This window comes from Bythopirellula sp. (genome assembly GCF_041737835.1).
GTDB lineage: Bacteria > Planctomycetota > Planctomycetia > Pirellulales > Lacipirellulaceae > Bythopirellula.
The window spans coordinates 20348-29161 of the sequence record NZ_JBGSQY010000067.1; the positions used below are offsets into that span (position 1 = coordinate 20348).

Sequence of the window (8814 nt, forward strand, 5' to 3'; positions counted from 1 at the left end):
TCTGACCGCTTCGCCTACAAAGTGGTCAGCATTCGCGCATCGCACAGCGGTGTCCAGTCCTCGTCCGTGAGATTTCCCGTATACACAGTGATACCGAATTCCGTATCCGCGGGACACACCAATACCATGCGAATGTCGGGCCGTCGCGAACACAAATTGGCGGCTTCTTCGGGACCAAGCACAAATGCCGCCGTGGAGAGGGCATCGGCCTCGGCTGCGGATTTCGCAACCACGGTCGCCGTGAATACGCCCGCAGCGGGCCAACCGGTGCGTGGGTCAATGACGTGGCTGTAGCGGCGTCTCTCGTGGTCGAAAAATTGTGTCGCTCCGCCGGATGTGCCCAAGGCCTGATCGCGTAAATGAAATTCGGCGAGGCGGTAATTTTGTTCGAGCGGATGCCGCAGTCCGATGCTCCAGCAGTCGTGATCGTCCCCCCGATTTTTCCCCCGCGCTAGGACGCTGCTTTTGCCACCATGCCACAGGTAATCGTGTCCCGCACGTTCGTTCAGCAAAGCAGCCGCGCGGTCGAGAGCGTAGCCTTTGCCGAGAGCGTTGAAATTGATTTCCATGCCGGCGCGTTGGAATCGCACGGTGCTCGTGGCCTGATCGATCACGAGATCGGACATCGCAACCATTTCTAAGCCCGCGGAAATTTCTTCGTCGCTGGGCAGTCGTCCCGCGCGCTGCAAGAAACCCCAGACCCGCGATAACGGTGTAGCCGTGATATCAACGGCCCCAGCGGTTTCGTCGTACAATTTCGCCGCGAGTTGCAGCAACGTGATCAGCTCTGTGTCCACAGAAACTGGCCGCGTGGCGGCCCAGCGATTCACCTCGCTCACTTGGCTCGTGGGCCTATAGATCGTGAGCAGGTCTTCGATCCGCTCGATTTCGTCAAAGGCGTCCAGCATGTCGCCAGCGAGATGCCTATCCACATCGTGATAACGGACTGCAAATTCACAGGCCATCGCTCGCCGAGAGGCTTCGAGATGAATCGTCGGTGTGGTCGGAAAGCGGTCAGAAATAAGCTCCGTCGCCGAATCGACCCACTGCTGGGCCCAATCAAAGACGCGATCCGCCAAGCTCCGCGCGGCGGCCTTGCCCTGCAGGAAATCACGCCGGGAATGATGTTTGTCGGAACTCATTCCTTCGATTATAGCCATATTGTCGGTGTTGAGTTCGTGCTAGATTTGACTCTTCCCATTCCCTCCTTTTTCAGAAATCCCTGGGCATGAGTCACCTGATTATTAGTGTTTCCGGTTTGCGTGGCATCGTGGGGCAATCGCTCACCCCCGAAATTGTCATCCGCTACACAGCTGCCTTTGCCGAAGAGCTTCCGCCGGGGCCGGTCGTGGTCACTCGCGACGGGCGCCACACCGGCCCGCTCATGGAAGCGGCCGTGCAATCGGCGCTGCTGGCGATGGGCCGCTCATGCTTGGATTGCGCCATTGGGGCGACGCCGACGACGGGTGTGCTGGTGCGCGATCTCAAGGCGGCGGGGGGGATTCAGGTTTCAGCGAGCCATAATCCATCGGAATACAACGGCATCAAGTTATTTGATTCGACCGGGCGGGTGATTCCCGCGGTACAAGGTCAAAAGGTGATCGACCGCTTTCATGCCAATCGCCCCCGTTGGAAGAAATTCGATGAGCTCGGCGAATGCCAACCCATTGCCGACACGACCTCGGCGCATTTGAAATTGCTACTAGCCATTTGCGATGTCGAACGTATTAAGTCTCGTAAGTTTCGTGTGTTGCTGGATGCGAATCATGGGGCGGGGAGCGTGTTGGGAAAACCTCTGCTTGAAGCGCTGGGTTGCGAAGTCAAAGTGCTTGGCGAGAAGCCAGACGGCAATTTCGCCCATCCGCCGGAACCCACGAGCGAGAATCTGCAATCGGTGCTGAAAGAAGTGCGTGAGTTCCGTGCCGACATTGGATTTTGTCAGGACCCCGATGCGGATCGCTTGGCTATTATCGACGAGCAAGGGAACTACATCGGCGAAGAATTTACGTTAGCATTGGTTGCCAATCACGTGTTGCGAAAAACGCCGGGGCCTGTGGTGACGAATTGCTCGACCAGCCGGATGACACAAGACTTGGCCGAAAAATATGATGTGCCGTTCTTTCGTGCCAAAGTGGGTGAGGCGAATGTTGTTGATCTCATGCTCGGCGAGAAAGCGATCTTAGGTGGCGAAGGCAACGGCGGCGTGATCGACCCGAGGGTTGGTTTAGTGCGCGATAGTTTTGCCGGGATGGCCTTGATGCTTGATGTCATGGCGGCACGCGAAAAGACCGTCAGCGCACTGGTTGCTGAATTGCCCCAATACGCCATTCACAAAGCCAAAGTCACGTTGCCTGCGGACAAAATCTCAGCGGGTTTCGTCTCTTTGCAACATCATTTTGAGACTGCCAGTTGCGACAATCTCGATGGCTTGCGGTTCGATTGGCCGGGGAAGTGGCTCTTGATTCGTGGCAGCAACACGGAACCCATCGTGCGAATCTTTGCCGAAGCGCCAACCGCTGAAGAGGCCAAAAAGCTGTGTGATGAAGCGGAGAAGATTTTAACCGCTAATTGACGCTAATGATCGCTAATATCATTCTTTCTTTTTATTAGCGTATCTCAGCGTCCATCAGCGGTTTCTACAAAACAACGCCTGCAATTCGTCCGTTGCGTGTAGGCCCTGCGATCACGTCAACAAACTCTCCGCATGAAGCTGCCGAACTTGGTAGCTCCACCGGCGCATAACGACAAGAAGTTCCGACCACATGCTCTGAATTGCCTTCGAGCGGCGATTCGACCAGTACTCGTAGTCGCTTTCCTGTGAGACTGGCAAAATAGTCAGCCTGCAACTCGGCTTCCACCCGCGCGAGTTCTTGCATCCGTTCGTGCTTGGCCTGTTTGGAAAGTTGGTTGGGCATCTCTGCCGCCGGGGTGCCCCGCCGGGCACTGAACGGAAAGATGTGAATCTTAGAAAACCCAACTTGCCGAGCCGTTTCGCAAGTCTCGGCGAACTCGGCTTCAGTCTCGCCTGGGAAACCAACGATGATGTCGGTCGTGATCGCCGGAAGATCGAGCCGCTCTTTGAGCAACTCGCAGCGATCGATAAACCGGCGGCTGCCCCAGCGTCTCCGCATCCGCCGCAACACGCTGTCGCTGCCGCTCTGCATCGAAATGTGCAAATGAGGGCAAATCTTTTCCCGATTGTCGGCCATCACGTCGATCAGTTCACGCGTGACTTCCGTCGCTTCGATGCTGGAGAGCCGCACGCGAAAATCGCCCGGCAGTTCGAGAATCGCTCTCGCAAGGTGCGAAAGCCGCGTCCAATTTTCTTTGGGTTCGTAGCGGTTCCAATCTACGCCATAGTGCCCCAAGTGAATCCCTGTCAGCACAACTTCGCGGTAGCCGTTGTCGACCAGCCGTCGGACTTCATCAAGAATATGTCCCATGGGACGACTGGAAAGCTCTGGCCGCACCATGGGAATGATGCAGAAACTGCAACGCAGCAGGCAGCCATCTTGAACTTTCACATAAGCTCGATGCCGGCGTCCAAAGCCCGAAATCCCAGTGGGGACATCAGTCACGCCAAAACGTCCCAACAAGTCGGAAAGCTCGCGCTTGTCGGTCAGCACTTCGGTCACATTCGGCAGCGCAGCAACTTCCTCAGGAGCACGCGTGGCATAGCAACCCATCACAACGATTTTGCTCGCCGGGTTTTCCCTCGCGAGCCGGCGAATGATTTGCCGACTCTTGGAATCCCCTTCGGCGGTCACCGTGCAAGTATTCACGACGCACAGGTCCGCTGGATCGCTCTCAGCGGCATCTTGGTAACCAATCCCGAACAATCCTTCGCGCAGGAATTCGGTTTCGTATTGATTTACCTTACAACCGAGGGTGATGGTTTTGAGCTTCATTGCAGACGGGCGAGAGTTTAAAGGCGGAAGGTGGAAGGGGGAGGGCGGAAAGAAAATCATTCACGACTTTTGATGGTCTTAATCGCTGTTACAGTTATCGCTAAAAGCTCGTTAGTTTCTCGCATGAGCTCGCTAAGCTTTGACTCGCTCACTATTCCCGACTCCACTAACAGTTCAATCCACAAAAGAGATTCATCGAGTTCCTGCTCTACGATCCCCAGTTTGGCTTTCAATTCACTATCCGATCTAGCCCGTGATGCTTCACGGTAATTAGCAGCTACCGATGTGCCAGAGCGAAGTAGTTGTTTACCGATTGTTCTAGATTCGTCCGTCTTTGGAAGGGCAGTAAATAATCGAATGACGCGTAACGCAAACTTCTTAGTTCGATCGCGTAATGCCTCATTCTTCATCTTCCCCCATCCCCCTTCCGCCTTTCCCCTTTGTCCTACTCCGTCGGTTCGATCGTACTCCACATCGAACCTTTGCTGCCTTCGAGATGATCTTTGCCGTAGGCGTGGATTTGGTCGCGTTTGAGTTCCGCGTGTTCCAAGGTTGTTGTCAGGACGACCGCCTTGCCGTCTTTGTCGACGGTCTTGGCAATTTCTTCGCACTGTTCCTTCTCGTGGCCAAAGAGTTCACGGAGCATCTTTTCCACGTAGTCAAACGTATGGTCGTCGCTATCCCACAACAGCACGTTGTAACGCGGTTGCCGACGGCGTTCTTTTTGCGGAGTTTCTTGCTTGACGGGGGCCACCGTAACAACCCCTTCGTCTTGTTCGTCGTCGTCCCAATCCATCCGTCGAGCCTCCGAGTCGATTACGGCCAGTCCGAGCCGCTCCCCTAGCCACCACCCTTATAGCAAAAGGGCAAGTGTCGCATTATATTAGATACCCTCATGTTGGGGGAACTCCCCGACAGGCGGCAGCCGGGCGGTATGCTGCGAATATCGAGGCAAAAATGACAATTGCTGCCAGGGGCGGCTTCTTGCAGGAATAGAGCGCACTGTGACATCTTCCGCCGTTAATCAGGTGCTTGAGTTTGTCGATCAAAATCACGAGGAGCACGATGCGCTCCTCAGCGAACTTTTGCGGATTCCGAGCATCAGCGCCGATTCCAAATTCGCTCCCGACGTCAAACGTGCCGCCGAGTGGTTGGTCAACCATTTGGCGAGCTTGGGCTTGAAGCCGGAATTAATCAGCACTCCTGGGCACCCCATCGTCTATGCCGAAACCCCCGCCGTGCCCAGCGCGCCGGTGGTGTTGGTTTATGGTCATTACGACGTGCAGCCCCCCGATCCACTCGACAAATGGATCACACCGCCGTTTGAACCGGCAGTGCGTAACGGGGCGATCTTTGCCCGTGGAGCCACCGACGACAAAGGGCAAATGCTCACGCATGTGCATAGCGTGGCGGCTTGGCTGAAGACTCAAAAGGAACTGCCGCTGCAAGTGAAGTTCCTCATCGAAGGGGAAGAAGAAGTCGGCAGCGACAACCTCGACGACTTCCTCGCCAGCAACACCGAGAAGCTTGCCTGCGATTGTGTCGTCATCAGCGACACGAGCCAATTCGCCCCCGGCGTGCCGGCGATCACTTATGGCCTCCGTGGAATCGCGTACTGCGAAATTTTTCTCACTGGTCCGAATCGTGATTTGCATTCGGGCGTGTTTGGCGGCGGGGTGACCAATCCGGCGATCGCGCTCTGCAAGATGATGAGCGCGTTGATCGATGCCGATGGCCGCGTGCAGATTCCTGGCTTCTATGACGACGTTGTGCCACTCACCGACCGCGAACGCGAAGAATTCCGTTCGCTGCCATTCAATGAAGACGAGTTCAAAAAGGATTTGGGCATCAACGGAGTCACCGGCGAGAAAGGTTACAGCACGCTCGAACGTCGTTGGGCAAGACCGACGTTCGACATTTGTGGTTTGACTTCCGGCTATCAAGGCGAGGGGGCAAAAACGGTTCTCCCCAGCCGTGCGTCGACGAAGTTCAGTTTCCGTCTGGTTCCCAATCAAGATCCGCAGAAGATTTTGGCGGGGCTCAAGCAACTGCTCGAACCTCTGGTGCCTTCTGGCATCACGATGGAGCCCATCGATTTTCATGGTGCCCCCGGCATCGTGATTTCTTTGGAAAGCCCGTTTCTCGAAGCGGCGGCAGACGCGATTGAGGTGGGCTTCGGCAAGCGTCCGGTCTTCATGCGCGAAGGGGGCTCGATTCCCATCGTCAACAAATTTGCCGACCGGCTCGAAGCCGACGTGTTGCTGTTGGGCTGGGGACAGAACGACGATAACCTACATTCTCCGAACGAAAAATTTACGCTGGCCGACTACCATCGCGGCATTCGCACGAGTGCGGCGCTGTGGGATTCGCTCGCCAAAGTCAACCAGGAAGTGTAGCGACATGCTCGATAAACGATTCATACTCGAAAATCCCGATTTGGTTCAGAAGAACTGCGACGTCCGCGGCGTGAAGGCCGACGTGCATCGCTTTGCGCGGCTGGAGACCGAGTGCCGCCAGATGCAGCAGCAGATCGAAGAACTCTCGCGGCAGGCCAACGTCGTGAGCAAGTCGATTGGCACAGCCAAAGACGACGCCGAGCGGGACCAACGCAAGGAAGAAGGTCGGGCCCTTCGCGAAGAAAAAGATAAGCTGCAATTCGAGATGGATCGCTTGGGTGCTGAAGCGGGTGCCATTTATCGCAGCATGCCCAACCTGACGCACCCCGAAGCTCCGATTGGTGGGGAAGATCACGCCCGCGAGATTCGCCGCGGTGGCCCTGAGGTCCGCAAATTCAGCTTCCCGATTCTCGATCACGTAGCGCTCGCCGAGCAGCATGACCTGATCGATTTTGAAGGGGGCGCCCGCATCGCAGGCAACGGTTTTTACTTTTTGAAAAATGAAGGCGCCCTGCTGGAGCTCGCGCTTCAGCAATATGCGATTCAATTTTTGGTTGGCGAAGGGTTTGTCCCCACGATTACCCCCGACCTGGCCCGCGGCGAAATTCTGCAGGGTATCGGTTTTATCCCGCGCGGCCCCGAGACTCAGATTTACTCAATCGAGAATTTCGATCTCAATTTGGTCGCCACGGCGGAGATCACCCTCGGCGGTTTGTATTCGGGCGAAGTGCTGGAAGCCGAGAAGCTGCCGCTCAAGATGTGCGGTGTGAGCCACTGTTTCCGCACCGAAGCCGGCGCGGCGGGCCGAGCGTCACGCGGCTTGTACCGTGTGCATCAATTCACCAAGGTCGAGATGTTCGCCTTCACGCTCCCCGAGCAAAGCGACGCGATGCACCAATATTTTTGCGATCTTGAGTGCAAGATTTTTGACGGCCTGGGCATTCCCTATCGCGTGATCGACACGGCCACGGGCGATCTCGGTGGCCCCGCGTATCGCAAATTCGATCTCGAAGCCTGGATGCCAGGCCGTGGCAACGCCGGCGAATACGGCGAAGTCACCAGCACGAGCAACTGCACCGATTACCAAGCCCGCCGCCTGAACATCCGCAGCAAAGTGAAGGGCGAAAAGGGAACGCAACTCGTCCACACCCTCAACGGCACGGCCGTAGCAATCAGCCGCGCGCTGATCGCGATTCTGGAGAACTACCAGCAAGCCGACGGGTCGATTGTGATTCCCGAGGTCTTGCGCAAGTGGGTGGGCAAAGAGCGGATCGGGAGTGAAGAGGAGTGAAATCACGCTCTCTGTGATGCTATTAAAATAGACTTATGGTAACCGATACCATTCAGCCTGAGAATATTCAGGCAGTCCCTTATCTAAATTTACTTCAATGCCCCTATCAGCAGCCTCTTGTAACGCAATTTGCTTTAGGAAGGTGTGACCTGTATCCCATTCCCATGTAGGCACCGAAGTTAAGTTGATTTCAAGTTCGCGATCAGTTACCAGGCTTTTTTTATCTGAATTTGTTAGGTCATCCACTATAGCTAACGATAGAGTAATGGCATCGTACGATGGGTCGTGCAAAGCATAAGCGATAGCACGAATTGGGTCTTTATGTACGATTTGCTTTGCAAACTGAATGTTCGGCTTTTTAGGTGGTTTAGGGCGTCTTCTGTGTTGCGAATTTCCGTCGTCTTCGGAATCAGGTTCTTCAAAGTCAGTATCAATATCAACAGTTGATTTCAGAAGAGATAATTTTACTTGTGTAAAAGGAAATTTTTCGAATTCAGCGAGCGATTCACGGTCATTTCTGGGAATGACTACGAGTGCAAAGCGAATGCGAGTTGTCGACTTATTACCTTTTGTAGTTTCGTACATCATTAAACATGAAAACGCCTTATCAAGCTTGATAGCCATAATTAAGGGAGTTGAAGATTCAGCATATGCTTTCAAGTTTTCATGTGTTGCCAACCAACTTAGTGTGGATGTTTCCATTAATAATGGTCGTAATATTTCGACTAAGCTGTTGTACGGTAATGCCTTTTTAATGGGTGACTTAGGATCAAATTCATACTCAATTCGAATCGATTGCGGTGTATTGTGGGCGTCGTTATTCAAGGTTAGCAATAAACCAAAATTGGTCTCCACCTTCGTAACGTTGCCTTTGGTTTGAATAGTGCCCAACCCAGAAAAATCCGACAATTTAACTCCTAAAAGTTCTCTTTTACTTGAATCTGATGAGCGATGTAAAATGCCCGCCAACTTTCTTTTGGAAGCTCTTAATTCTTGACGTAATGAATCGATTTTCACTCTAGCGGAATTGTATTCTTCACCAAACTCTGTATTTATTTCAATATTCTGGCTTTTTATCCTTGCGATAGCCCAGGACTTTCGGACAGTGGCGGGAGCCGGAATAATGGTTCTCGAAGGAGGTCCGATAGATGGACATACAAGCGAAGCAACAGCGGCCGACGTACAGCGATGAGTTTAAGCGAGATGCGGTGCGTCTGGT

The 8814-nt window shown here is 54.2% G+C and carries 8 protein-coding genes; 3 read left to right on the forward strand and 5 right to left on the reverse strand.

The window, feature by feature from the left end:
* Nucleotides 1-14: 14 nt before the first annotated feature.
* Nucleotides 15-1160, reverse strand: a complete 1146-nt coding sequence (locus tag AC6T8Q_RS19100; RefSeq protein WP_500680598.1) for an FAD:protein FMN transferase — start codon at nt 1158-1160, stop codon at nt 15-17.
* Between the two features lie 68 nt (nt 1161-1228).
* Between AC6T8Q_RS19100 and glmM the strand changes: the two genes are divergently transcribed.
* A complete protein-coding gene (gene glmM, locus AC6T8Q_RS19105) occupies nt 1229-2572 on the forward strand; it encodes a phosphoglucosamine mutase (protein WP_500680599.1) in 1344 nt (447 codons plus the stop codon).
* A 64-nt stretch (nt 2573-2636) separates the two neighbouring features.
* Here glmM and mtaB read toward each other — a convergent pair whose 3' ends face one another.
* From mtaB to AC6T8Q_RS19120, 3 genes are read right to left on the reverse strand one after another with little or no spacing between them, the layout of a single operon-like run.
* Complete coding sequence (gene mtaB / locus AC6T8Q_RS19110) at nt 2637-3908, reverse strand: tRNA (N(6)-L-threonylcarbamoyladenosine(37)-C(2))-methylthiotransferase MtaB (protein WP_500680600.1); 1272 nt, start codon at nt 3906-3908, stop codon at nt 2637-2639.
* A gap of 56 nt (nt 3909-3964) precedes the next feature.
* Complete coding sequence (locus AC6T8Q_RS19115; RefSeq protein WP_500680601.1) at nt 3965-4318, reverse strand: four helix bundle protein; 354 nt, start codon at nt 4316-4318, stop codon at nt 3965-3967.
* A 35-nt stretch (nt 4319-4353) separates the two neighbouring features.
* Nucleotides 4354-4704: an ATP-dependent Clp protease adaptor ClpS gene (locus tag AC6T8Q_RS19120; protein ID WP_496919757.1), complete on the reverse strand. Its 351-nt coding sequence runs from the start codon at nt 4702-4704 to the stop codon at nt 4354-4356.
* 208 nt (nt 4705-4912) lie between these two features.
* On the opposite strand from AC6T8Q_RS19120, the gene AC6T8Q_RS19125 reads away from it, so the two are divergent.
* Nucleotides 4913-6304 carry a dipeptidase gene (locus AC6T8Q_RS19125; protein WP_500680602.1) on the forward strand — a complete coding sequence of 464 codons (1392 nt, stop codon included), beginning with the start codon at nt 4913-4915 and terminating at the stop codon, nt 6302-6304.
* A 4-nt stretch (nt 6305-6308) separates the two neighbouring features.
* Nucleotides 6309-7595 (forward strand): serine--tRNA ligase, encoded by a 1287-nt coding sequence (serS, locus tag AC6T8Q_RS19130; RefSeq protein WP_496919755.1) that lies wholly within the window; start codon nt 6309-6311, stop codon nt 7593-7595.
* A gap of 33 nt (nt 7596-7628) precedes the next feature.
* On the opposite strand, the gene AC6T8Q_RS19135 is transcribed toward serS, so the two are convergent.
* The gene (locus AC6T8Q_RS19135; protein WP_500680603.1) at nt 7629-8612 is read right to left on the reverse strand and encodes a hypothetical protein; all 984 of its coding nucleotides are present in this window, start codon (nt 8610-8612) and stop codon (nt 7629-7631) included.
* Between the last annotated feature and the right edge of the window lie 202 nt (nt 8613-8814).

What these genes read in the sequence shown, in the direction of transcription:
- mtaB (WP_500680600.1), bottom strand. Translation starts at nt 3,908, where the DNA reads ATGAAGCTCAAAACCATCACCCTCGGTTGTAAGGTAAATCAATACGAA.
- AC6T8Q_RS19100 (WP_500680598.1), bottom strand. Translation starts at nt 1,160, where the DNA reads ATGGCTATAATCGAAGGAATGAGTTCCGACAAACATCATTCCCGGCGT.
- AC6T8Q_RS19115 (WP_500680601.1), bottom strand. Translation starts at nt 4,318, where the DNA reads ATGAAGAATGAGGCATTACGCGATCGAACTAAGAAGTTTGCGTTACGC.
- glmM (WP_500680599.1), top strand. Translation starts at nt 1,229, where the DNA reads ATGAGTCACCTGATTATTAGTGTTTCCGGTTTGCGTGGCATCGTGGGG.
- serS (WP_496919755.1), top strand. Translation starts at nt 6,309, where the DNA reads ATGCTCGATAAACGATTCATACTCGAAAATCCCGATTTGGTTCAGAAG.
- AC6T8Q_RS19120 (WP_496919757.1), bottom strand. Translation starts at nt 4,704, where the DNA reads ATGGATTGGGACGACGACGAACAAGACGAAGGGGTTGTTACGGTGGCC.